The following is a 23,324-nucleotide window of genomic DNA, read 5'->3' as shown; positions in this document are numbered from 1 at the left end:
GTTCGACGACATAAGTGCCCCCGGCCCTCTACAGGACCGGGGGCAACTATTTGCGCAGCCGAATTCTCACACGTCGATCTGCCTGCGGATGATCTTGCCCGTGGCCGTGCGTGGTAGCGGCACCGTGGTGATCCGCCACCTGGTGGGCACCTTGAAATAGGACAGCCGGGCCGCGGCGTACTCGCGCAATTCCGCTTCGGTGACGGAGATATCCGGCGCGGCGACGACGACGGCCGCGACCTCCTGGCCGAGATCTGGATGCCGGATACCGGTCACCGCGCATTCCTGGACAGCAGGATGCTCGTCGAGCACCTGCTCGATCTCGGTCGGGTACACGTTCTCGCCGCCGCGCAGGATCAGATCGGAGCGGCGCCCGGTGAGGTAGAGGCGACCGTCTTCGATGATTCCGTAGTCACCGGTACGAAGCCAGCGATCGGGCGTGATGGCGGCGGCCGTGGCCGCCGGATCGTTCCAGTAGCCGAGCATCACGAACGGGCTGCGTGTGCACACTTCGCCTGCCGTACCTTCGGGGAGGGGGTTGCCGTCGGCATCGCGGATCTCCACGGCAACGGTGATGATCGGCCGGCCGAGGGTTCCGGGATAACGCTCGAGTTCCGCGGTGCTTGCGGCCGCTATCGCAGTACTGCATTCGGTGAGACCGTAACTGTCGACCAGTGCGGTGCGCGCGAACGGAAGTTTCTCGCGGACCCGGGCTTTGAACGCCGTCGACGACGGCGCCGATGCCAGCGCGAAGGTCGTGAGCGAGGACAGATCGTATCGGTCGAGGTCATCGTGCTCGAGTAGGCGCGACGCCATCGTCGGCACCGCACCCCAATTCGTCACCTGCTCCCGCTCGATGAGCGTGAGGACCCGGTGGGCGTCGAACCTGCCTCGGCTCATGATCACGGCGCTGCCGGTCGCCAGCCGGGGAACTACGAGATTGTGCAGGCTTGCGATGTGGAACAGCGGAGAGGTGAGCAGATACCGTCGATCGCTCGGACCGTCCGGGTCGCCGGGTTCGCCGGTGAACGCGTCCGCCCGGGCGTCGCTGAATCGGAGGTAGTCGACGACGGCGAGCAGATTGCGCTGGGAGTGCAGCGCGCCCTTGGGACGACCGCTGGTGCCCGAGGTGTAGAGGATGACGGCCGGATCGTCTTCGTCGATATCCACACCGGGGACAGGGGCGTCCGGGAACTGCGCGATCAGGCGCGGCAGATCCTCCTCCATGGTCAGTACCACCACATCCGTGGTGTCGACGCCGGCGAGCGCGGCGGCGCGTTCGGCGTCGGCCACCACCACCTTCGGCGCGCTGTGCTGCAGGCCGTACTCGATTTCGCGCGGCACCCACCAGCCGTTCAAGCCCACCGAGATCGCGCCGAGCGCCTGCGTGGCCCAGAACGTCGTCACCCATTCGGGTGTGTTGGCGGCCAGGACGGCGACCCGGTCGCCCTTCTCGACGCCGTACAGTTCCCGCAGGGCGCAGGCGAGTGAATAGGCGGCAGCGGCGTTTTCGGTGAACGTGATCCGGCGGTCGGCGGTGACCAGGTACTCGCGATCACCCCATCCGGCGGAGTCGGCGAGTAGTTCGCCTACCGCGTGTTTGCGGTTCTTCATCACCGCCAGGCGAGCGCCCAGCACTTCTTCTTCGACGATCTCGAACCGCCCGCCCGGCCCGGTGAGCCGGGACACCACCTGATCGAGATGTTCTTGCGGTTTTCCGGGAGCAGCCATACCCGGTCCTTTCGTATCTCGGTGCACTGATGACCATCGCCGGGTCAGTCCCGGATGAACGCCTCGTCGAACAGCATGATCTGGTCGATCGACGGATCGGCTCCGAAGACGTTGTCCGACCACGCCACATAGGTCCGGCCGGCGCCCCAGGTGAGGAACGACTGCTGTTCGTTGATGAACCGCTGGATCTCGTCGAGTGCGTGTTGTTTCGTCTCGGTGTCGGGAGCCGACAACACATCACCGAGCAGGCCGTCCATCACCGGGCTCTGCAGGCCGACGAGGTTTTTCGACGTGCTGTGCAGCGCGTTGAACAGGCGGATTTCCGGATCGATATCGGAGACGTTGTAACCACCGAGGGCAATATCGAAATTGCGGTCGGCGTAGAGGCGCCGGACCATATCGGGGACGCTGCCGGCGTACTCGATCGAGGCGTCGAAACCGACGGCGTTGAGCTGGGCCTGCACCGCCAGCGCGACCTCCTGTGCGTCGGGATCGTTGATACCGACGTAGGTCACCTTGCCGTCGAAGCCGTCCGCCACGGCTTGGTCGAGCAGTTGTTTCGCCTTGACTGGATCAGGGGTGATTCCGGTGGTGTCGCCGTGCCACTGCGACCACGGCTGGAACAGATCTGTGCCCATGATTTCCTGCCCGCCGCGGGCACGCTGGTTGAGGATATCGGTGTCGATGGCATAGGCCATGGCCTGCCGTACGCGCCGATCGGCTCCCGGACGGCCTGGGGCACTGTTGATCTGTCCGATGGTCGTCATGCTGTAGGTGGAGACGAATCCGGGAAATTCCGCGGTGGCCGCGTTGACGGTTTCGGCATTGCGGAGGTAGATCATCTGCACACCGCCGGTTCTGAGTGCCTCGATCTTCGGTTGTTCGCCCGCGATGGCGACGAACTTCAGGCCGTCGAGATGCGGTGCGCCGCCCCAGTAGTCGGAGCGTGCTTTCAATTCGAGTTCCTGCTGCGGACGCAGGTTCACGACACTGAACGGTCCGGCGCCGATGGGGGTGAAGGTATCGCCCTGCTGCGACGACGGGGCCACGATCATGCCGTGCCCGTAGGCGAGGATGGCCGGGAAGTTGCTCCACGGCTGTTCGAGCCGGAACTCGACGGTGGTCGCGTCCTTCGCGGTGGTGCTGTGCACCATCTTGGTGTAAAGCGGCGCGTAGAGGCCGCGCCGCGTGTTGTAGCGTTCGATACTGGCCACCACGGCGTGCGCGTCGAAAGGCGTTCCGTCGCTGAACCGCACGCCTTCCCGCAGCCGCATCGTCCAGGTCAGCCGGTCCGGGCTCTCTTGCAGGGACTGTGCCAGTTGTGGTTCGAATGTCTGCGAGTCGTAGTCGTAGCGCATGAGCACGTCGTAGACGGCTGCCAATTCGGTACCGCCGGTGGGACCGGTCGCCACGGTCACCGTCGGGTCGAGACTCGAGACGGGTGAGTACGTTGCGAAGCTCAGCGTGCCGCCTTCGACCGGTGGGCCGGGATCGCCCTGGTCGCCGATCGGGCCGTGGGCTGCCGAGGCGGCCGACGATCCATTGTCTTGACCGGGTGTCCCGGAGTTCGCACAGCCGGTCAGCGCGATCGCGCCGACTGCCGCGGTAGCCATGAGCCGGATGAGCCGGCATTTCTCGAGTTTCATGTGACCAACCTCCGCGCGGTGGAATCGGCGCCCGCTTGCCGGGCGTGGGGCCGGGACGGTTCGCCCGGTGATTGCGCCCACCGGAAGCAGCGCCGACGTGTGGGCCTCGGACCCGGACGCTGAGTGGCTGCGGACGCTCGTTTCGGTCCGCTGCAGACAGGGGAGGGCGCGTTCGGCGTGAATTGCCTTTTTCGGGAAGGCGATTGTGAGTACAGCGGAACACGAACCGGTGGACAGCGGCGGACCCAGCGCGTTCAGGCGGTCCCTGGTACGTGGTGCCGATCGCCGCGCCCTCGCGGCCGCGTCGACCAGGGCCCGCGCTGCCCATGGGTAGCATATGCCAATACTTGTTTAATGCAAGACTTGTGCTAAGCAACTATTGATTGTTAGCCTCGCCACACCGCGTTCCAACCGGGGTTGTGGTTGCGCGGCACCGCGTGTCGACACGGAGAGAGAGGCGCCGGGTGTATCTACGTCCTTCGGAACACATCACACGCTTACGTGGGGAACTTCGTCAGTACTTCGGTGCACTGCTCACCGATGAGATCCGCGCCGGGCTACGAGCGGAAGGCGCCGCGGGCGGACCGGTCCGCTCGCGGGTCCTGCGCCGGATCGGTAGCGACGGCTGGCTGGGGATCGGCTGGCCGGCCGAGTACGGCGGGCAGGAACGTGGACCGGATGCGCAGTATGTGCTCTTCGACGAGGCATATCGAGCGGGAGCACCACTGTCGATGGTCACGCTGACCACCGTGGCCCCGACCTTGATGGCGAAGGGTTCGCAGGCCCAGAAAGACTATTTTCTGCCCCGGATTCTCCGGGGCGAACTGATCTTCGCGATCGGCTACACCGAACCGGGCGCGGGTACGGACCTCGCATCGCTGCGCACCCGGGCCGTGCGCGACGGTGACGAGTACGTCATCACCGGGAACAAGGTGTTCACCTCGGGCGGCGACGGCGCGGATTGGATCTGGCTCGCGGCCCGCACGAACACGGAAGTTCCCAAACACAAGGGGATTTCGCTGATTCTCGTGCCGACGTCCGCTGCGGGCTTCTCCGCGACGCCGATCCGCACGGTCGGTGGCGGTTCCACTACGGCGACCTACTACGACGATGTCCGGGTACCGGTGACGAATGTCGTGGGGGAGCAGGATCGCGGCTGGGACCTCATCACCACACAGCTGAACCACGAGCGGGTGGGCTTGGCCGCGTTCAGCGGTATCTGCGGTGCAATGCTGGAAAGCACGCTCGAATGGGTGCGGACCTCCCGGGCGACCGATGGGCGCCGCATGATCGACGTGCCCTGGATTCGGACGACGCTCGCGCAAGCGCAGGCGCGAGTCCGGGCCATGGAACTGATGAACTGGCAACTCGTGGATTCGGCGAAGGGAGAATCCGCGACCCCCGGAGACGCCTCCACCGCCAAGGTCTTCGCCACCGAGACCGCTGTCGACGTCTACCGAGCGCTGCTCGAGGTCCGGTCCGGCACTGCCATGCGGGTCACCGATCAGCCGTGGCGGATAGAGTCCGGCCGCCTCGCGCAGATGAACCTTGCCGCGCAGATCAACACATTCGGGGGCGGTGTCGCAGAGATCCAGCGCGAAATCGTCGCGTGGACGCGGCTGGGCATGGCAAGGAGGCCACGGTGAACGAACCCAGTATGGAATTCGCATTCGACGAACAACAACAGATCCTGAGTGACCTCGCATCCTCGGTGTTCGCAAAACACGGCGCCGACGAGCGAATCACCCGGACCGAACACGACGGCACGACCTACGACCACGAGCTGTGGGCGCAGCTGGTCGAGACCGGACTGCTGGAGGCGATACTGCCCACCACCGCCGGTGGGGGCGGTCTCGGGATGGTCGGTCTCGCCATCGCCCTGGAACAGCAAGGACGGTATCTGTGCCGTGTTCCGCTCGTATCCACGGCGACGGCGGCAATGGCGCTGGCGCACTTCGATACCGACGGCACCGGTCTCCTGTCTGCGATCCTGAGCGGCGGCGCCCGCGTCGCTGTCGCCGGAGACGATTCCCTGACGAGGGTGACCGCGGAAAAACGGGCCGACCGGTGGGTCCTCGACGGCAGTCTGCCGCAGGTGTACATGGCGGGGGCGTGCACACACCTTCTCGTGATAGCCGACGATTCCGGACAGGACCGGGTGCTGCTCGTACCCGTCGACCGCGACGGTGTCGACGTCGACCCCTTCGACGGGATCAGCCGCAATACCCATGCCGCAATCACATTCACCGAGTGCCTCGCCGCCGAATCCGAATGCCTCCGCGGTGACATGAGCACCGGTGAGCCCGCGCGCTGGATACGTGATCGGCTGCTGACGGGCCTGGCCGCGATCGAGTCGGGTCTGTGCCGGGAAGCCGTGCGGCGCACCGCGCACTACACCTCCGAGCGGGAACAGTTCGGCCGCCCGCTGTCGACCAATCAGGGGGTCGCGATGCGGGCCGCCGATGCGCATATCGACACCGAAGCGGTTCGTTTGACGATGCTGGACGCGGCCTGGCAACTCGATCAGGGCGGCAATGCCGCCGAGGCGGTGCTCATCGCCGCGTGGTGGGCCCGCGAAGCCGGCGTCCGCGTGGTCCACGCGGCACAGCACCTGCACGGCGGAATGGGCGCCGATATCGACAACCATATCCACCGGTTCTTTCTGTGGGCCCGGGAACTGGATATCGTGGCGGGCCCCGCGCCTGCATTGCTCCACGAACTCGGCGACATCCTCGGCGCGACGGAGACGGCGCGGGTACCACGGGGCCGGTATGCGGCAGCAGAGGTCGACCGTTGACAGGCCGGACGACACAACCGGACGAAACGGCACTGACGACAGCCGACCTGCTGCGCAGGCGAGCCGACGATGATCACGATGCCCTGCTTTTCGAGGATTCACGGTGGTCATGGCGCGAGTTCGTCGCGGAATCGAGCCGGCGTGCGCACCTACTGCACGATCTTCGTGCGGGCCAAGGCCCCTTTCACGTCGGCGTGATGCTCGAGAACGTCCCGGAATACTTGTTCATGATATCCGGCGCTGCTCTGTGCGGTGCGACTGTGGTCGGCATAAACCTGACACGTAGAGGCGCCGAACTGGCCGACGATATCCGCTTCACCGACTGCCAATTGATCATCACCGACAGTGCGCTCGCCGAACGACTCGACGGGCTCGATCTCGGTCTCGACCCGGAAAGAATTCTCCTTGTCGATTCACCCGGATACGAAAAGCTGATCGACAGGTACCAGGAGGCGGATATTCCGGACTGCCCGGCAGCTGATGATCCACAGACTCGGCTGCTGCTGTTGTTCACCTCCGGGTCGACCGGCCGGCCGAAGGCGGTGATCTGTTCGACCGGCAGATTCGCCGGTATCGCATCGCGGCGGCATATGAACCTCGGCCGCGCCGACATCTCGTACAACGCCATGCCGATATTCCACGGAAACGCGCTGATGGCGTGCTGGTCGAATCCGCTGTACACGGGCGGAACCTTCGCGCTGGCCCGCAGGTTCTCGGCGTCCCGGTTCGTCGACGATCTCCTGAAGTTCGAGGCGACGTACTTCAACTACGTAGGGCGTGCGCTGGCCTACATTCTGGCTCGGCCCGAACGTCGCGAGGAGAAGTGCACCCGGCTGCGAACCGCCTTCGGCACGGAGGCGTCGAAGGCAGACCGTGCGGAATTCGAACGCCGTTTCGGGGTGGTGCCGACGGAGAGTTACGGCGCCAGCGAAGGCGGCCTCGGCATAGTCCGGACACCCGACACACCCGACGATGCGCTCGGGCGCCCACAGGCGGATATGACCGCGGCAATCCTGAACACAGAAACCCTGGAGGAATGTCCACCCGCCGAGTTCGACGAGTTCGGCCGCCTGCTCAATGCGGACGAGGCCATCGGAGAAATGGTGAACATGACCGGCGGCCGAATGTTCGAGGGCTACTACAAGAATCCGTCCGCCGGTGCGGAACGGGTGCGCGGCGATATCTTCCTGTCGGGCGATCTCGGCTATCGGGACGAGAACGGCTATTTCTATTTCGCGGGCCGGTCCGGGGAGAAGATCCGGGTCGACAGCGAGAACTTCTCGGCCGCCCCGGTGGAGCGAATTCTGTCCCGCTATTCCCGCATTGCGCTGGCGACCGTGTATCCGGCGCCGGACGAGCGGACCGGCGACCAGGTCATGGCCACATTCCAGATGGCGGAACCGCACCGCTTCGACCCGGAGGATTTCGCGGAGTTCCTGCGCAATCAACCGGATCTGGGCACGAAATGGGCGCCGAAATACATCCGGATAGTCACCGATGTGCCCATCACCGCCACCCGCAAGATCAACAAGGTCATATTGCGCAATGAGTTGTGGTATGTCGACGATCCGATTTTCTACCGGCCATCCGGCGATATGCGGTACCGGCTCCTGACCGCAGCGGACCGGGACCGTATCGAGGATGAATTCGAGACGAACGGAAGAACCAACCTGCTGGCGACGAGGCAGCGATCCGGCGATAGGGAAACGAGGAATTCTCGATGAGTAGCGACGAGATAGCGAAACAAATCCAGCGGATGATCGATTCGGGTGGCAGCCGGACATCCGTTGCGCGGGACCCTGTAAACCGGCCGATGATCCATCACCTGTGCGATGCGCTGGGCGACCGGAATCCGGTTTATCTGAGCCCGGAATCTGCGGCGGCGGCCGGCCACACCGATGTCGTCGCACCGCCCGGCGCTCTGCAGGTGTGGAATATGCTCCCTCCCGGCGATACCGATGCCTCCGCTCCGAGCGAGGTGGAGCGCGCCTACGACCTGCTGCGGCACGGCGGGTTCCCGAACGTTGTCGCGGTCAACTGCGAACAGGAATACATCCGGTATCTGGTCCCCGGCGATGTGCTGACATGCGAGGAAAAGGTCGAGCATATTTCCGAGCCGAAGACAACAAAGCTCGGACCGGGCTATTTCATCACCACTTTGACCACCTACACCGATCAGGAATCGCGCCCCGTCGGATCGATGCGATTCCGAACACTGTGGTACGCGAGCACACCCGAAGGAGCCGGCGATGAGTGAGGCTTTGCGACCCCGGCCGCCCGTCAACCTCGACAACGCCTTCTTCTTCGACGAACTGAAGGCGGGCCGGATTTCGGTGCAGTGCTGCGATTCGTGTGCACAACTGCGCCACCCGCCGGTGCCGATGTGCCCGCAGTGCCACTCGCTGGACTGGTCGGCGCGCACGATGTCCGGAACGGGCGAACTCATCAGTTACGTCGTGATGCACCACCCGGTCCGCCCTCCGTTCCAGGACGGATACATCGTTGCGCTGGTCGAACTCGCGGAGGGCCCGCGTTTGGTGATGAACCTCGAGGACATCGAGGAAGACGATATCGAGATCGGCATGAAAATCCGTGTCGACGTCCGGGCTGTAGACGCCGAATTGATTCTTCCCGTCGCCATACCAGCGCAGTGACCGCCGATCACCGATCTCGACAAGGAGATATGTCATGAACAATTGTCAGGTGGGCGACCGACTGCCCGAGTTGGAAATACCCGTGACGACCCAGTTGGTGGTCACCGGCGCCATCGCCACCCGCGACTTCCAGCCCGTTCACCACGACCGGGATGCCGCCCGGGCCGCGGGAACGAAAGATATTTTCATGAACATCCTGACCACCAACGGTCTGGTGAGCCGGTACATCACCGAATGGGCCGGCCCCTACGCCCGGTTGTCGAAGATGAAGATCGGCCTCGGAGCGCCGAACTTTCCGGGTGACTGCCTGACCTTCACGGGAACGGTGGACGATATCGCCGACGACGCAACGGTGCGCGTCGTGGTGGAAGGGCGGAACTCGCTGGGCGTGCACGTCTCGGCGACAGTGCAGCTCACCTGGGCGCCCGAGGAGGTGCCGGCGAATGCGTGAGATCGTCGACAAGACCGCCATCGCCGGAATCGGTGCCACCGAATTCTCGAAGGCATCCGGTCGTTCGGAGCTGCAGCTCGCGCTCGAGGCCTGCAAGGCAGCGCTCGACGACGCCGGTATCGCGCCCGCCGAGGTCGACGGCATGGTGACCTATTCCATGGAGACCAACCCCGCGATCGAGGTGGCTCGGGGGCTGGGATGCAAGGAACTGTCCTTCTTCAGCCTGGTCGACTACGGCGGCGGCGCCGCGGCGGCCACCGTCCTGCACGCCGCGATGGCGGTTGCCAGTGGAGCCGCCGACACGGTGGTCTGCTACCGGGCATTCAACGAACGGTCGGGAAACCGCTTCGGAAAAGGTATGAGCGTCGACGGTATGGCACCCGACGCGCGCGCGGTGAACTACGGCTGGTACCTGCCCTACGGGCTGCTGACTCCGGCATCGTGGGTAGCGATGCTCGCGCGCCGATACATGCACGTATCGGGTGCCACGAGCGAGGACTTCGGTCGCGTCGCGGTCGCGGCCCGGCGGCACGCCGCAACCAATCCCAAAGCCTGGTTCCACGAAGCGCCCATCACACTCGACGACCATCAGGCTTCCCGGTGGATCGCCAAACCCTTGCATCTGCTCGACTGCTGTCAGGAATCGGACGGCGGCCAGGCCCTCGTCGTCACGAGTCTGGAACGGGCCCGCGATCTGCGGTCGAAACCCGCGGTGATCCGGTCGGCCGCGCAGGGCTCCGCCTACGACCAGCATTCGATGACGAGTTTCTATCGGGCGGACAAGGATCGGCCGCTACCCGAGATGGGGACGGTCAGCCGGCAACTCTGGTCCGATACCGGGCTCGGTCCGCGGGACATCCAGACGGCGGTCTTCTACGACCATTTCACGCCGTTCGTGCTGTGCCAGCTCGAAGAGTTCGGCTTCTGTGATCGCGGCGATGCGAAGGATTTCGTTCGCGACGGCGCCGTCGAACTCGGCGGTCGGCTCCCGATCAACACCCATGGCGGGCAGTTGGGGGAGGCATATATCCACGGAATGAACGGGATCGCCGAGGGCGTGCGCCAGATTCGCGGGGAATCGGTGAACCAGGTCGCCGATGTCGAGAACGTGCTGGTGACCGCGGGTACCGGCGTCCCGACCAGTGCGCTGATCCTGGGAGCCGGCGGCTGACCGTACGGCGTCGATCCGTCGCGTCACCGCGCGCGGGCCGACACCGGCCGGGCCATGGAAAGTCGAGGGAAGGAACGGGATCGGCTCGTGAGCACGAGACTCGAAGGCAAGGTCGCGTTGGTGACCGGAGCCGGACAGGGCATCGGCCGCGGCACCTGCCTGGCGCTCGCCCGGGAGGGGGCGAGGGTTGCCGTGGCCGGGCGCACCGAGAGCAAATGCATTGCGGTGGCGGAGGAGATCCGGGCGTTCGGCGGCACAGCGATTGCCCTGAGGTGCGACATCACCGCACGCAGCGACGTCGAGGACGCCGTGGCCGGCACCGTCGCGGCGTTCGGTGGCCTGACGACGCTGGTGAACAACGCTCAGTCGTTGACCGACGGACCGCTCGAGTTCGTGACCGAGAACGATATCGGGCTCTGTTGGGAGAGCGGCGCGCTGGGTACGTTCCGGATGATGCAGGCCGCCTTTCCGCATCTGCGGGCGAGCGGAGATTCCTGCATCGTGAACTTCGGCTCGGCCACCGCGCTCCGCGGTGATGCGGGATTCGGCGCGTACGCCATGGCCAAGGAAGCGATACGCGGTCTGAGCCGGGTCGCCGCCACGGAATGGGGACGATACGGAATACGGGTGAACGTCGTTGTGCCGTATGCCCTGTCCCCGGCGACGGCGCAGTTCCACGCCGCCGATCCGGAAGGCGCGGCCCGCCGGCTGCAGGCCGTTCCGCTCGGTCGTGTGGGGGATCCGGAACTGGATATCGGGCGCGCGGTGGTCGGCTTGGCGAGTTCGGATCTGCGTTATATGTCCGGGCAGACCTTGATGTTGACCGGAGGCCCCTGACGGGCGTGTCCCGCGCCCGGGACGCCATCGAGGAACAGCACGGGGGAGCGAAGAAAGGAGGTGGGCAACGATGACGAGAACAGTGGTGAACAAGGTACTCGAAGTGATCGCCGTACTGTTCATGGTGAGTCTCGGTACATTCACGCTGGTATCGCTGATTCCGGGTGATCCGGCGGTGGCGACACTCGGGGAGGGGCACGCGCCCGAGGACTATGCACGGGTCCGTGGGGAGATGGGGTTGGACGATCCTTTCCTCACGCGCTACTGGCAGTGGCTGTCGAATGCCGTGGGCGGCGATCTCGGTACCTCGCTGGTGCCGCCGCAGAGCTCGGTCACCGAGAGTATCGCTGCCGCGTTTCCCGTGAGTCTGCAGTTGGCGGTGATGGGCCTGTTCATCGCCTTGGCGGTGGCGGTGCCGCTGGCGGTATGGTCGGCACGGCATCAGGGCGGCTGGATCGACCGCGCCATCAGTACCTGCACATTCGGCGTGCTGTCGGTCCCCAGCTTCCTGTCCGGCCTGTTGTTGATCATGGTGATGGTCAACTACCTCGGCTGGTTCCCGCGCTCGCAATGGGTGCGCCTCTCCGACGGGCTGGGGCAGAACCTCTACCACGCGATTCTGCCCGCTCTCGCCATCAGCCTGCTGGAGATGGCGATGTTCCTGCGCATCCTCCGTAGCGACCTGATCGAGACGTTGAAGGAGAATTTCATCCTCGTAGCCAAGGCCAAGGGGATGTCGAATGCCCGGCTCCTTTTCAGTGATGCATTGCGGCCGTCGTCGTTCTCGCTGATCACCATGCTCGGGATCGTCCTGGGCTCGATGATCGGCAGCATGGTGATCGTCGAAACGCTGTTCTCGCTGCCGGGCCTGGGGTCGTTGGTGGTGCGGGCGGCGCAGCAGGGGGATATGCCGATGGTCCAAGGGGTGGTGCTGGTCATCGCGGTCGTGTACGTGGTGGCCAACAGCGTTATCGATATCTCCTACGGATATCTCGACCCGAGGAGCCGGCGCGCCCATGTCTGATACAACGATCGCCGGGGTCGACGTCCCGGCTTCCGGGGGTGCCGGCTCCGCCCCGTCGGAGTTGCCCGCAGGCTCGCGGCCGGCGCGACGCCGGCATCGCTACCGGCCGGGAGCGATTCTCGCTGTGGCCGGGTCGGTCGCGATCGGTTTCGGCCTGGCGCCGTTACTGGTGATGCCGGTCCGTGTGGTGCTCTTCGTCGCCGGTGCGGTCGCACTCTACGCCGGCGTCCGGCGACTGGGCCGGGCCCGCTTCGGGCCGGACTTCGATCTCGCCTTCCTGGTGTCGTGTCTCTGGTTGACGGCACTGATCGGCGCGGCCGTGCTCGCGCCGCTGCTGCCGCTGGCCGAACACCAGGACACCAGTAGGACGCTGACCGCCGAAAGCTACCGGGCGCCCATCCTGTTCTCCCAGCATCCCCTGGGTACGAACAATTTCGGTCTCGATATGCTCGCCCGGTCGGTTTACGGCGCCCGTTCTTCGCTCATCGTGGCAGTCGCGGCCGTGCTGATCGGAATCGTCGTCGGCGGCGCACTCGGCATCATCGCCGGCTACTTCGGTGGGTGGATAGACCGGTTCATCGGCATCCTCACGAATTCGCTGCTCGCGGTACCGGCATTGATCCTGCTGATCGCGCTCGCCTCGGTGCTCGAGCCGAACCTGCGCAATATCTCCTTCGCCCTGGCGATGCTGGCTGTTCCCAGTATGGTCCGCATCGCGCGGGCCAACACCTTGACGTTCGCGCAACGCGAGTTCGTGTTGGCGGCCCGCGCCATGGGAGCTACCCGTGTACGGATAATGGTGCGCGAACTCGCCCCGAACGTCGCGCTACCGCTGGCAGCGCTGGGCATGGTCATGATCTCGGTGATGATCGTCGCGGAAGCCTCGCTGAGTTTCCTCGGGCTCGGCATCCAACCGCCTACCCCCACCTGGGGAAATATGATCTCCGAAGGCCAGGGCAACGTCTTTCATCAGCATCCCTACATTGTCATCGTCCCCGGACTGTTCCTGTTCCTGACCGTCGTCTCGTTCAACATCGTCGGCGAGAAGGCACAGCAGCGGGCCGGCGGCGCTCGGGAGGTGACGCTGTGAGTACCGAGCCACTCCTCGGCGTGGACCAGGTGTCCACGCTGTTCCGCACCGATCGGGGCCCGCTGCGCGCAGTGGACAACGTCTCGCTGCAATTGTTCCCCGGCGAAACCTTGGGCCTGGTAGGCGAATCCGGTTCGGGCAAATCCGTACTGGGCAAGACGATCATGGGACTGATCTCGGCAGACGGGTCCACGACAGTATCCGGCGGTATCCGTTTCCTGGGCCGGGATATGCGGACACTGAGCCGCAAGGAACAGCAGCGATTGTGGGGCAAGGATATCGCGATGGTGTTCCAGGACCCGATGTCGGCGCTCAACCCGTTCAAACGGATCGGCACCCAACTGACGGAGCCGCTGCGCGTCCATCTGGGGCTGACGAAGGGCGAGGCCCGCGAACGAGCGATCGATATGCTGCGCAAGGTTCGCATCCCCGAACCGTCTCGGCGGATCGAGCAGTATCCCCACGAGCTGTCCGGTGGTATGCGCCAGCGTGTGGTGATCGCGATGGCCCTGGCCTGCGATCCGAAGTTGACCATTGCGGACGAGCCCACCACTGCCCTCGATGTCACCGTACAGGCACAGATTCTCGAGCTACTCGAATCGCTGCGCAGCGAGGCCGGAATGGCCGGCATCCTCATCAGCCACGACCTGGGTGTCGTGGCCGGACGGACCGACCGGGTGGCGGTGATGTACGCCGGCCGGATCATCGAAACCGCGCCGACACGGGAACTCTTCGGCAACCCGAGGCATCCGTACACCGAAGCTCTACTGGCTGCCGTGCCGCGGATCCAGGACGAGCCGCATACCCGGCTCGAATCGATCGACGGGGGCCTGCCGGATATGACGAAGCCGATGCGGGGCTGCGCGTTCGCCCCGCGCTGCCGGTACGCGAAGCAGAAATGCCTCGACAACATCCCCGAGCCGGCCGTGCCGGATACCGCGGAGGGCATCCGGGCACACGTGGTGGCATGTCACTTCCCGCTCGGCCGCGGGACGAGCACCCTGGGCGTGTCCGCCGAGCCGGCCGGCGATTCGAAACCGAAGGTGGAAATATCTGATGGCCGTTGACGGAACAGCGCCGGTGCGCACGGGTACCGATCCGGTCCTGTCGGTTCAGGATCTCGTCGTGGAGTTTTCGGTGCCGCGGCGGCGGACGGTACACGCCGTATCCGGGATCAGCTTCGATCTGTTCGCCGGAGAAACCCTCGGTATCGTCGGGGAATCGGGCTGCGGCAAGTCCACCGCCGGCCGCGCGGTGATGCAACTGCCGCGCCCCACCTCGGGCAGCGTCGCACTGAACGGCACCGATCTCGTCGAGCTGGGGCCGTCGGCACTACGGAAGGTGCGGGCGCAGATGACAATGATCATGCAGGACCCGATCTCGTCGCTGAACCCACGGCGTCGCGTGAAGCATCTGGTGACCGAGGGCGCGCGGATCTGGCGGGTCCACGACAAGAAACGGCTGGACGAACGCGCGCGCGAGATGTTGACGGCGGTGGGTCTCGACCCCGAGAGCGTCTGGAATCGGCTGCCGGCGGAACTTTCGGGCGGTCAGTGCCAGCGAGTCTGCATCGCCCGCGCGATGATGCTCGAACCCCAGCTGCTCATCTGCGATGAGCCGGTTTCGAGTCTCGACGTATCCGTTCAGGCGCAGATCATGAACCTGCTCGAGGAGACGAAGAAGAAGTTCGCGCTGAGCATGATCTTCATCGCCCACAACATCGCCGTGGTGAAGAACATCAGCGACCGCGTCATGGTGATGTATCTGGGCAAAGCCTGTGAGATCGTTCCCAGTACCGATATGGAGAACATGGTGCGGCACCCGTACTCCCGGCTACTACTGGCCTCGATTCCGGACCCGGAAAGGCACCGGGAGCAGCTCGAACCGGCACCGGAGATCGAGGGCGATCCACCCTCGCCGCTGGCGCCGCCCTCGGGTTGCCGCTTCCGCACCCGGTGCCCGCTGGCGATCGAACGATGTTCCCGGGAGGAACCACAGATGCGGAAAATGGCGGAAAACCATTACGTCGCCTGCCATCGCGTGTGATGACGGCGTGCCACACTGCGGCGAGCAGCTGTGCTGCTTCCACTATCGGCCACGTGGACCTCGCTTCCGCCCTACGCCGACCGCCGCCGCCCACGGCTCGCCGGGAGCGGCGGCGCGGCGATGCCGGCCCCCCGGCACCTCGTGGAAAGCGGGGCGGGTCGACGGTGAGGTCAGGGCCCGGTTCGGCAGCTCCGCTATGCGGACTACGTGGCCAGTGCCGCCTTTTCCAGGGCCGCGATGTCATGGGCAGCATAGGTCTCGTGCCGGCCGCGCCCGGTGAAGTACTGCGTGAGCTGTACACCGAGCTCTTCGGCCGAGAAGGCCGAGCCTGCGGCATCGAACCGCTTCTCGACCTTCGGGGCCTGCATCAGCGCCACCATCTTTCCGTACACGATGAACACCTGTCCGTTGATCTCGTCCGCGGCGGGCGAGGCGAGGTAGCGGACCAGGGTGGCCACTCGTTCCGGAGACAGCGGGTCGGCCTCGGCGGCCTCGGTGTGGTGGCCGAACGCCTCGGCGGTCATCGCGGTGCGTGCCCGCGGGCAGATGGCATTCGCCCGGACCCCGTACCGTGCCAGCCCCTGCGCGGTGGACAAGGTGAGTGCGGTGATACCGGCCTTGGCCGCCGAGTAGTTGGGCTGTCCGGCGGAACCGAACAAGGAGGCTTCCGAAGACGTGTTGACGATACGCCCGTAGACGGGTCCGCCGGCGGCCTTGCTCGCCCGGCGCCAGTGCGCGGCAGCAGCACGCGAGGTGGACGCATGCCCCTTGAGATGCACCCGGATGACATCGTCCCAGTCGGATTCGGACAGGTTGAAAATCATCCTGTCCCGCAGGATCCCGGCATTGTTGACGAGAATGTCGAACGATCCGAAATGCGTGACGGCGCGATCGACCAGGCGGGCGCCGAGGGACCAGTCCGAGACATCACCTGTTACGGCGACTGCTCGCCCGCCGCCGGCGATGATCTCGTCGGTGACCGCGTGGGCATTGTCGTCCATATCGTTGACGACGACCGCTGCTCCTGCCTCGGCCAAGGCGAGCGCCTCCGCCCGGCCGAGTCCCGCGCCCGCGCCGGTCACCACCGCTGTGCGACCGGACAATCGGAGTTCCTCGATCAACGTTGCTCCCTCCGGAGATGGCAGGCGGTACTAGTATTCGTTCTCGTACCGCATGGGTCATACCTCCGAATCACCTTGCGCCCGGCAGCGTTTCGGGGCGAGCGCGTGTCCTACCCAGTGAAACAAACATATCCCGCGCATGCTCTCGGCTTGTCCGATGGCTGTGCTCCATGGATCGTCTCCCTCGATCCGCCTGGAGCGACTGGTGTTGTCGATTGCCCTCGGGATGACATGACCGGTAAATACAATGAAATTGATTTCAGTGCCGTGACCTGCTCGATGCAGGGACCGGTCGGTTGGAGGTGCGATGACGGTAGTTGATTCCGGTTCGGTGGCGCCGGTGCGGAACCCGCGGCCCGACCTGCCGCCGTCCAGGATGGTGGAGCGGATGACACTCATCCTCGAGGCATTCGACGGCCCCATGGCGCGCGTGAGTCTCGAGTCGATCGCCGCCCGTACCCGGCTGCCACGGTCCACCGTGTATCGGATACTCCACCAATTGATTCGGCTGGACTGGGTGGAGCACGCCCCATCCGGCTATCGGCTGGGACGGCGGGCACTCGCGCTCGGCGGCGGCGACAGCGGCCGGTCCCGGATCCGCGCCGTCGCTGCGCCGCTGCTGCAGGACCTGCATCTACGGACAGGGCTGGTGGTGCATCTGTCGGTACTCGACGGTGGTGAAACGGTCTATCTGGACAAGGTCGGCGGCCGGTTGGCCGCAGCCCTGCCGTCCCGGGTCGGTGGCCGCGGCCCGGCGTATGCCACTGCCGGTGGTAGAGCGATGCTGGCGTGGACCGATCCGGAGCGCGTCGACGCGCTCTACCGGCATCGGCTCGACCGGGGCGCCGAACGCATCTGCGATCCGCTGATCCTGCACCAGGAGCTCAATCGTGTGCGGCAGCGCGGCGGCCTGGCATTCGGACGGTGTGTTGCGCTGCGTGGTATCTCCTGTGTGGGTGCGGCGATTCGCGGGATCGACGGCCCGGTCGCCGGTATCTCGTTGTGTGGTCAAGCCGACCCCGCGCAGCTCGAACGAGTGGCGCCGCTGGTCGCTCACGCGGCGCGGGAGATCGCGCGAAACCTGCACCCGGTCCGGCATCCGACGTCGTAGCGGCCGGTGCGCCGCCCGCCGCCGCTCATGCGAACCCAGGTCGCCGCCGCGCGTCGCGCCGGGGCCGTGACGGCCACCATCGAGAATCAGGCGGCACTTCCGGTGATCCGGGTGAACGGCCGGTCCGCTCGGCGGGCGGACTGTGCAGTTCCTACGGTGGTGGGCAGACGATCACCCGATCCGGGGTGGCCGGCGACGAGGAGGATGGACGGTGCCGAGGATCGGCGAGGCGCGGGACGCCGCGGAGCCCAGTTCGGACGACCAGCGGGCGCGGCAGGTGCGGATACTCGCGGCCGCCGCCGAACTGGCGACGGAGAAGGAGTTGGCGAAGGTGCAGATGCACGAGGTCGCCAAACGTGCCGGGGTCGCGATCGGCACGTTGTATCGGTACTTTCCGTCGAAAACGCATCTGTTCGTAGCGGTGATGGTCGATCAGATCGACCAGATCGCCGCGTATCGCGCGAAGTCGGGCGCGACGACCGGCGGTAAGGACGCTGTCTACGGGGTGCTCGTCCGGGCGACGCGCGCCCTGTTGCGCCGGCCCGCGCTGGCCACGGCGATGATCCAATCGAGCAGTAACGCCAACGCGGCCACCGTGCCGGATGTGGTGAAGGTGGACAAGGGGTTCCGGGCGATCCTGTTGGACGCGGCCGGCGTCGGGCAGCCGACCGAGGACGATCATGCGGCGATCCGGTTGTTGATGCACCTGTGGTTCGCGGTGATCCAGTCGTGCCTCAACGGCCGCGTTTCGATTCCGGATGCCGAAACCGATATCCGGAACGCCTGCGATCTGCTGCTGGTGCAAATGTCAATATCGCACTGAAATTTATTCTAGCCTGATACCGAGGTCGATCACGACTTCGGCGTCGATTTCCACGTCGATTGACCCTTGCCCCGCTGGGTGTCAATAGAATACATTCTATCCAGCTGCTCGGGCAGACTCTCTGCGCGGCACCCGATGGAGTGGACACGCGCACTGTGCTGAGCGCCGCAGCGGCTGTCCTTCGATGCGTGCGGGTGGAATGACGTCCACCGCCGGATCATCGAAAACCTGTAATGCGGGATCGGCGAGACAGTGGGACCGGTATGGGAATCGAACTGACCGAAAACGAACGTGCTTTGCGTGATTCGGTGCGTGGATGGGCGGCGCGCCATGCGACCCCCGCGGTGATCCGGGCGGCGGTCGACGCCGAAACCGAAAAGCGACCGGACTGCTGGAAGTCCCTGGCGGATCTCGGGATGCTCGGCCTGCATCTACCCGAGGAATTCGGTGGTTCCGCCGCGGGGCTGGTGGAACTGGCGATCGTCACCGAGGAACTGGGACGGGCGCTGGTGCCCGGACCGTTCCTTCCGACCGCCGTACTGTCGACGGTGCTGCACGAGGCCGGTCACCACACGGAACTGGCCCGGCTGGCCGATGGCAGCCGCTGCGGTGCGGTCTCGCTCCAGCCCGGATCCCTGCGGTTGACCCGTACGGGCGGCACAGTGACCGTTTCGGGTGTGTCCGGTGCGGTCCTGGGCGGCGGGACCGGTGATCTGTTCCTGCTGGCCGCCGACGACGGCGGCGCGCGTGCCTTCGTGGTGGTGCCGCGCGACCGCCTGCTGGTGGCCGAACTGGCCAGTCACGACCCGGCCCGCCGCAACGCCCGGGTGGAGATCGCCGGCGAGGTCGAAGTGGACAGCGAGCTACTGGATCTCCCCGCGCGGCGAGTACTCGATATCGCGGCCACCCTTTTCGCCGCCGAAGCGACGGGCCTGGCGTATCGGGCGACCGAGATCGCGGCCGAATACGCCCGCACTCGCCGGCAGTTCGGCCGGGTCATCGGCCAGTTCCAGGGGGTCAAACACAAAGTTGCCCGGATGCTGGCACTGGCCGAGCAGGCCGGTGTGACGGCGTGGGACGCCGCGCGCGCGATGGGGCCGGGCACCTGGGGATCCGAAGCTTCGCTGGCGGCTGCGGTCGCCGGCGCCACCGCTCCCGAAGCCGCGTTCAACGTGACCCGGGACTGCATTCAAGTACTCGGCGGTATCGGTTTCACCTGGGAGCACGATGCGCATCTGTACCTGCGGCGCGCCCAATCCCTGCGTATCCTGCTGGGCCCGACGGCGGTGTGGCGACGCCGGGTCGCCACGCTCAGCCGGCAGGGAGTGCGGCGCAGCCCCGGCCTCGAGCTGCCGCCGCACGCCCAGCGGATCCGTGCCGGGATCCGCGCCGAACTCGCCGCCGCGGCGGGCCGCACGGGTGCCGAACGCACCGCTTACCTGGCGGATAACGGTTATACGGCACCGCATCTTCCCGCGCCCTGGGGTAAGGGCGCGGACGCGGTGACGCAGCTGGTGATCGCCGAGGAACTGCGGGCCGCCGAGCTCGAACCACACAATATGGTCATCGGAAACTGGGTGGCGCCGACCCTGATCGAACACGGCAGTCCCGAACAGGTGCAGCGTTTCCTACCGCCGACGCTGCGCGGGGATATCGTGTGGTGCCAGCTGTTCTCCGAACCGGGTTCAGGGTCGGACCTCGCGGCGCTCGGCACCAAGGCGACCCAGGTCTCCGGCGGCTGGCGGTTGCAGGGACAGAAAGTGTGGACCTCGAAAGCAAGCGTCGCGGACTGGGGCGTCTGCCTCGCGCGCACCGACAGCACCGTCCCCATACACAAGGGCCTGTCGTACTTCTTGATCGATATGCGCAACAGCCGCGGTCTCGATATCCGCCCGCTCCGGGAGATCACCGGTGAAACACTGTTCAACGAAGTCTTCATCGATGACGTGTTCGTGCCCGCCGACTGCCTGGTCGGCGCACCGGGCGACGGCTGGAAACTGGCGCGCACGACCCTGGCCAACGAACGGGTCGCGATGGCCGGCGAGTCGATGTTGGGTTCCGGTGGGGAAGCACTGCTGGCGCTGGCCGCCGCCCTGCCGGACGGACTCGACGACGAGCAGTCGACCGTTTTGGGCAAGGTGCTCTGTGACGCGCAGTCCGGCGCATTGATGGGCCTGCGCAGCACCTTGCGATCGATCACCGGGACGCAACCGGGCGCGGAGTCCTCCATAGCCAAACTGCTCGGTGTCGAACACACCCAGCAGGTGTGGGAGGTCGCCATGGACTGGTCGGGTCCGAGCGCGCTGGCCGGTGGGCCGGACCGTTCGGCCCCCGCACATAAATTCCTCAACGCCCAGGCGTTGTCGATCGCCGGCGGGACCACGAACATCCAGCTCAATATCATCGGTGAGCGAGTGCTCGGAATGCCGCGCGACCCGGCGCCGGGGACGTAGCGACAGCGCTGCCTCGAATCCACCGGCGCAGGTGCACGCCGGTGGGGCCAGTGGCACATCACTCGCCTCGGATCGGCGGGTGCGGATTGTGGCGGCGACGCCGGCGAAGCACCGTGGTCCGCCGATCTCCCGAAACGGGACGTCGGGCAGGGGCGCCGGAACCGCGGCCTACGCAATCGCGCCGAGGGCGAAATGGAGTTCCCGAAGCGGCCGGAACATGGAAACCGAGTTCCGTTCTCGTCCCCTTGTGATGGTGGGTGATCGGGTCGATCGCACGCTAGCACCTGGAGAGCACTTCAGGTCGAGTGGGAAGGCCCACGTCCGGCACTCCGGCGCCCTCGCCAAAGGATGTGAAGAAGGCGCTGTATCGGGTGCGGCGGCACCGGCGACGGCTATTCGATGGCCTATCACGCCGCGAAGCAGGAGAACGCTCGGTGCCGCCGCGGTGTCTAGGTGAGTGTTGGAGCCGTTGTTTGCAGGGCGTCGGGGATAGCGGCGAAGGCTTCGTGCAGGCGGGTGGTGAGCGCGGACCGGCCGCCTGCGCCGTCGGCGGCGACCCAGCCGCGCCCGGCGATGCTCCAGGCCGTGGTGGTGAGTTCGGCGAGGATGCGGGGGCGCAGATCGCCGGGGGAAAGCGCGAGTTTGCTCGAAAGGGTTGCCGCCACTTCGGTTTCCACACCCGACCGGGCGTATTCGACGTAGCCGAGCAGGCTGGGGGCGGTCAGGATCAGGCTGCGTGTGGCGATGTAGCGCTGATCCCAGTCCTCGGGCAGCGCGGTTGCTGCGTCGGTGAGGACGTCGCGTAACGCGGTGAGGATCGGCCCGGTGAGTTCACTCGCGGCGAGGGCTTGGAGATAGCGGGCCCAGAGCTCGGTCTCGGCCTCGACGGCCACCGCCTCCTTGGTGGGGAATGCCCGGAAGAACGTGCTGCGCGAGACCTCTGCTGCCTCTACCAGTTCCTCGACGGTGGTGGCGGCGAAACCCTTCTCCGTGAACAGCGCCAGTGCGGCGTCGGCCAGGGCACGGCGGGTGCGGATCCGCTTGCGCTCGCGAAGTGGCAGGGCGCGGTCGTCTGCGGGCATAGCGAGATCGTAGCGCCATAAGAATCTCAGAATCAAAAGGAACTAGGTCCAAAGTGATACTTGCGCACATCTGGAACTCAGTGTCAGAATTGAGCGCGTCGCCGAGCATCAACCGGAACGAGGAGATCGCAATGAGCACCGATGTCACACCGGCAACCCTGACCCCCTCGGTTATCGGCCAGGCCGAGAAGCACCACACCGCGGTCCTGGCCCGCGCACTGGCCGGCACGACTCTGGATGAGAAGCAGTGGATCGTGCTGAATCAAGCCCTTGCCGCCGGCGCCCCGGTCGAGCGCGGCGCCCATATCGCCCAGGTCGCCGCAATGACCCAGTGGGCCCGCACCGAAGTCGAGACCGCCGTGAACGCACTGCTCGCCGGTGCTCTGCTGGCTACCACACCCCACGGACTGCTAGAGCCCACCGGCACCGGCAAGGCCATGGTGAGCAAGGTTCGTGCCGAATCCGGCGCGATCGTCGCCGCTGTCTACAGCGCGGTTCCCGCCGAAGATCTCGCCACCACGGCCCGAGTGCTGGCTACCATCACCGCGCGCATGGCGCAGGAACTGGCCGGCGCCTGAATCGATTCGCCACCGGCTCCTCGCTGCAGCGAGCGCGGACTGGTGGCACACGAGCGCCGTTGCGAGGTTCGTCCATCCACCTGGAAGAGGTTTCACAAAATGAACGGCAGGACTTCCTTTGTCGCCGTATCTGTTTCGTCCATCGGCGCAGCTTTGCTGCTCACCGGTTGCGGCGGAACGGCCATCGAGGCCGGGCCGCCCGCGAGCAGCGCCGTTGCCGCCGCGACTACAGCCCGGCCAGCGTCGGCCCCCTCTACTTTGACTCCCTCGATCATCGGCCGAGCCGAGAAGCATCACGCCGCAGTGCTGGCCCGCGCACTGATCGGTACCACTATGGATGAGAAGCAGTGGATCGTGCTGAATCAGGCCATCGGCGAGCCGGTCGAGCGGGCCGCTCACATCAACCGGATCGCCGGACTGACCCAGTGGGCCCCCGCCGAAGTCGAAACCGCCGTGAACGCACTGCTCGCCAAGGGCCTACTGGCGAACACACCCCACGGCCGACTCGAACCGACCACCGCGGGCAAGACCGTCGTGGGCAAGGTTCGCGCCGAATGCGCTGCGATCGTGGACGCCGCCTACAGCGCTGTCACACCCGAGGATCTGGCCACCGCGGCTCGAGTGCTGGCCACCATCACAACCCGTATGGCCGACGAATTGACCCACGGCTGAATCGAATCGCCGCAGGTTCCGGTGCGTCGGGGTGCGC

The 23,324-nt window shown here is 65.9% G+C and carries 22 protein-coding genes; 17 read left to right on the top strand and 5 right to left on the bottom strand.

The genetic code is table 11. From position 1 onward, the window contains the following. Positions 1 to 66: 66 nt before the first annotated feature. On the bottom strand, positions 67 to 1,731 hold the full coding sequence (locus IU448_RS02750; protein WP_195053888.1) for a class I adenylate-forming enzyme family protein: 1,665 nt from the start codon (positions 1,729 to 1,731) through the stop codon (positions 67 to 69). Between the two features lie 44 nt (positions 1,732 to 1,775). After that, positions 1,776 to 3,377 carry an ABC transporter substrate-binding protein gene (locus IU448_RS02745; protein ID WP_228812001.1) on the bottom strand — a complete coding sequence of 534 codons (1,602 nt, stop codon included), beginning with the start codon at positions 3,375 to 3,377 and terminating at the stop codon, positions 1,776 to 1,778. 464 nt (positions 3,378 to 3,841) lie between these two features. Between IU448_RS02745 and IU448_RS02740 the strand changes: the two genes are divergently transcribed. The 12 genes from IU448_RS02740 (at position 3,842) to IU448_RS02685 (ending at position 15,447) form a co-directional block, all read left to right on the top strand. After that, positions 3,842 to 5,023 carry an acyl-CoA dehydrogenase family protein gene (locus tag IU448_RS02740; protein WP_195053887.1) on the top strand — a complete coding sequence of 394 codons (1,182 nt, stop codon included), beginning with the start codon at positions 3,842 to 3,844 and terminating at the stop codon, positions 5,021 to 5,023. Further along, positions 5,020 to 6,174 carry an acyl-CoA dehydrogenase family protein gene (locus tag IU448_RS02735; RefSeq protein WP_195053886.1) on the top strand — a complete coding sequence of 385 codons (1,155 nt, stop codon included), beginning with the start codon at positions 5,020 to 5,022 and terminating at the stop codon, positions 6,172 to 6,174. The genes IU448_RS02740 and IU448_RS02735 overlap by 4 nt, the downstream gene beginning before the upstream one ends. Further along, positions 6,171 to 7,898: an AMP-binding protein gene (locus IU448_RS02730; protein WP_228812000.1), complete on the top strand. Its 1,728-nt coding sequence runs from the start codon at positions 6,171 to 6,173 to the stop codon at positions 7,896 to 7,898. Before IU448_RS02735 ends, IU448_RS02730 begins: the two co-directional genes overlap by 4 nt. Next, the gene (locus IU448_RS02725; RefSeq protein ID WP_195053885.1) at positions 7,895 to 8,431 is read left to right on the top strand and encodes an FAS1-like dehydratase domain-containing protein; all 537 of its coding nucleotides are present in this window, start codon (positions 7,895 to 7,897) and stop codon (positions 8,429 to 8,431) included. The genes IU448_RS02730 and IU448_RS02725 overlap by 4 nt, the downstream gene beginning before the upstream one ends. After that, a complete protein-coding gene (locus tag IU448_RS02720) occupies positions 8,424 to 8,828 on the top strand; it encodes a Zn-ribbon domain-containing OB-fold protein (protein ID WP_195053884.1) in 405 nt (134 codons plus the stop codon). Before IU448_RS02725 ends, IU448_RS02720 begins: the two co-directional genes overlap by 8 nt. Before the next feature lie 34 nt (positions 8,829 to 8,862). Further along, a complete protein-coding gene (locus IU448_RS02715; RefSeq protein ID WP_195053883.1) occupies positions 8,863 to 9,279 on the top strand; it encodes a MaoC family dehydratase in 417 nt (138 codons plus the stop codon). Further along, positions 9,272 to 10,450: a lipid-transfer protein gene (locus IU448_RS02710; RefSeq protein ID WP_195053882.1), complete on the top strand. Its 1,179-nt coding sequence runs from the start codon at positions 9,272 to 9,274 to the stop codon at positions 10,448 to 10,450. Before IU448_RS02715 ends, IU448_RS02710 begins: the two co-directional genes overlap by 8 nt. Positions 10,451 to 10,537: 87 nt before the next feature. Further along, positions 10,538 to 11,287 carry an SDR family NAD(P)-dependent oxidoreductase gene (locus IU448_RS02705; RefSeq protein WP_280457245.1) on the top strand — a complete coding sequence of 250 codons (750 nt, stop codon included), beginning with the start codon at positions 10,538 to 10,540 and terminating at the stop codon, positions 11,285 to 11,287. Positions 11,288 to 11,357: 70 nt separating this feature from the next. Continuing rightward, the gene (locus tag IU448_RS02700; protein ID WP_195053880.1) at positions 11,358 to 12,311 is read left to right on the top strand and encodes an ABC transporter permease; all 954 of its coding nucleotides are present in this window, start codon (positions 11,358 to 11,360) and stop codon (positions 12,309 to 12,311) included. Then, the gene (locus IU448_RS02695) at positions 12,304 to 13,401 is read left to right on the top strand and encodes an ABC transporter permease (protein ID WP_195053879.1); all 1,098 of its coding nucleotides are present in this window, start codon (positions 12,304 to 12,306) and stop codon (positions 13,399 to 13,401) included. Before IU448_RS02700 ends, IU448_RS02695 begins: the two co-directional genes overlap by 8 nt. Further along, positions 13,398 to 14,468 (top strand): ABC transporter ATP-binding protein, encoded by a 1,071-nt coding sequence (locus IU448_RS02690; protein WP_195053878.1) that lies wholly within the window; start codon positions 13,398 to 13,400, stop codon positions 14,466 to 14,468. The genes IU448_RS02695 and IU448_RS02690 overlap by 4 nt, the downstream gene beginning before the upstream one ends. Continuing rightward, positions 14,458 to 15,447, top strand: coding sequence for an ABC transporter ATP-binding protein (locus IU448_RS02685; protein WP_195053877.1), 990 nt, complete (start codon positions 14,458 to 14,460; stop codon positions 15,445 to 15,447). Before IU448_RS02690 ends, IU448_RS02685 begins: the two co-directional genes overlap by 11 nt. A 203-nt stretch (positions 15,448 to 15,650) precedes the next feature. Here the strand turns inward: IU448_RS02685 and IU448_RS02680 are convergent, their stop codons facing one another. Next, entirely contained in the window at positions 15,651 to 16,568 is a 918-nt protein-coding gene (locus IU448_RS02680) for a 3-oxoacyl-ACP reductase (protein ID WP_195053876.1), read from the bottom strand. A gap of 307 nt (positions 16,569 to 16,875) precedes the next feature. On the opposite strand from IU448_RS02680, the gene IU448_RS02675 reads away from it, so the two are divergent. From IU448_RS02675 to IU448_RS02665, 3 genes are all read left to right on the top strand, one after another. Next, the gene (locus tag IU448_RS02675) at positions 16,876 to 17,679 is read left to right on the top strand and encodes an IclR family transcriptional regulator (RefSeq protein ID WP_195053875.1); all 804 of its coding nucleotides are present in this window, start codon (positions 16,876 to 16,878) and stop codon (positions 17,677 to 17,679) included. Positions 17,680 to 17,890: 211 nt separating this feature from the next. After that, on the top strand, positions 17,891 to 18,502 hold the full coding sequence (locus IU448_RS02670) for a TetR family transcriptional regulator (protein WP_195053874.1): 612 nt from the start codon (positions 17,891 to 17,893) through the stop codon (positions 18,500 to 18,502). A 263-nt stretch (positions 18,503 to 18,765) separates the two neighbouring features. Then, complete coding sequence (locus IU448_RS02665; RefSeq protein ID WP_195053873.1) at positions 18,766 to 20,955, top strand: acyl-CoA dehydrogenase; 2,190 nt, start codon at positions 18,766 to 18,768, stop codon at positions 20,953 to 20,955. 449 nt (positions 20,956 to 21,404) lie between these two features. On the opposite strand, the gene IU448_RS02660 is transcribed toward IU448_RS02665, so the two are convergent. Beyond that, positions 21,405 to 22,037, bottom strand: coding sequence for a TetR/AcrR family transcriptional regulator (locus IU448_RS02660; protein WP_195053872.1), 633 nt, complete (start codon positions 22,035 to 22,037; stop codon positions 21,405 to 21,407). Positions 22,038 to 22,168: 131 nt separating this feature from the next. On the opposite strand from IU448_RS02660, the gene IU448_RS02655 reads away from it, so the two are divergent. Next, the gene (locus IU448_RS02655) at positions 22,169 to 22,615 is read left to right on the top strand and encodes a hypothetical protein (protein WP_195053871.1); all 447 of its coding nucleotides are present in this window, start codon (positions 22,169 to 22,171) and stop codon (positions 22,613 to 22,615) included. A gap of 92 nt (positions 22,616 to 22,707) precedes the next feature. Here IU448_RS02655 and IU448_RS02650 read toward each other — a convergent pair whose 3' ends face one another. After that, complete coding sequence (locus IU448_RS02650; RefSeq protein ID WP_195053870.1) at positions 22,708 to 22,890, bottom strand: hypothetical protein; 183 nt, start codon at positions 22,888 to 22,890, stop codon at positions 22,708 to 22,710. Positions 22,891 to 22,948: 58 nt separating this feature from the next. On the opposite strand from IU448_RS02650, the gene IU448_RS02645 reads away from it, so the two are divergent. Next, on the top strand, positions 22,949 to 23,287 hold the full coding sequence (locus IU448_RS02645) for a hypothetical protein (protein ID WP_195053869.1): 339 nt from the start codon (positions 22,949 to 22,951) through the stop codon (positions 23,285 to 23,287). The last annotated feature ends 37 nt before the right edge of the window (positions 23,288 to 23,324 follow it).

The organism is Nocardia flavorosea (genome assembly GCF_015477805.1).
GTDB classification, from domain to species: Bacteria; Actinomycetota; Actinomycetes; order Mycobacteriales; family Mycobacteriaceae; genus Nocardia; species Nocardia flavorosea_A.
The sequence above is the reverse complement of the archived record's forward strand: the minus strand, read 5'-3'. Positions and strand labels throughout refer to the sequence as shown.

Excerpts from the sequence above, each read along its gene's own strand:
- IU448_RS02750 (WP_195053888.1), bottom strand. The coding sequence starts at position 1,731 with ATGGCTGCTCCCGGAAAACCGCAAGAACATCTCGATCAGGTGGTGTCC.
- IU448_RS02745 (WP_228812001.1), bottom strand. The coding sequence starts at position 3,377 with ATGAAACTCGAGAAATGCCGGCTCATCCGGCTCATGGCTACCGCGGCA.
- IU448_RS02725 (WP_195053885.1), top strand. The coding sequence starts at position 7,895 with ATGAGTAGCGACGAGATAGCGAAACAAATCCAGCGGATGATCGATTCG.
- IU448_RS02720 (WP_195053884.1), top strand. The coding sequence starts at position 8,424 with ATGAGTGAGGCTTTGCGACCCCGGCCGCCCGTCAACCTCGACAACGCC.
- IU448_RS02715 (WP_195053883.1), top strand. The coding sequence starts at position 8,863 with ATGAACAATTGTCAGGTGGGCGACCGACTGCCCGAGTTGGAAATACCC.
- IU448_RS02710 (WP_195053882.1), top strand. The coding sequence starts at position 9,272 with ATGCGTGAGATCGTCGACAAGACCGCCATCGCCGGAATCGGTGCCACC.
- IU448_RS02700 (WP_195053880.1), top strand. The coding sequence starts at position 11,358 with ATGACGAGAACAGTGGTGAACAAGGTACTCGAAGTGATCGCCGTACTG.
- IU448_RS02695 (WP_195053879.1), top strand. The coding sequence starts at position 12,304 with ATGTCTGATACAACGATCGCCGGGGTCGACGTCCCGGCTTCCGGGGGT.
- IU448_RS02685 (WP_195053877.1), top strand. The coding sequence starts at position 14,458 with ATGGCCGTTGACGGAACAGCGCCGGTGCGCACGGGTACCGATCCGGTC.
- IU448_RS02675 (WP_195053875.1), top strand. The coding sequence starts at position 16,876 with ATGACGGTAGTTGATTCCGGTTCGGTGGCGCCGGTGCGGAACCCGCGG.
- IU448_RS02665 (WP_195053873.1), top strand. The coding sequence starts at position 18,766 with ATGGGAATCGAACTGACCGAAAACGAACGTGCTTTGCGTGATTCGGTG.
- IU448_RS02660 (WP_195053872.1), bottom strand. The coding sequence starts at position 22,037 with ATGCCCGCAGACGACCGCGCCCTGCCACTTCGCGAGCGCAAGCGGATC.
- IU448_RS02655 (WP_195053871.1), top strand. The coding sequence starts at position 22,169 with ATGAGCACCGATGTCACACCGGCAACCCTGACCCCCTCGGTTATCGGC.
- IU448_RS02650 (WP_195053870.1), bottom strand. The coding sequence starts at position 22,890 with ATGATCGAGGGAGTCAAAGTAGAGGGGGCCGACGCTGGCCGGGCTGTA.
- IU448_RS02645 (WP_195053869.1), top strand. The coding sequence starts at position 22,949 with ATGGATGAGAAGCAGTGGATCGTGCTGAATCAGGCCATCGGCGAGCCG.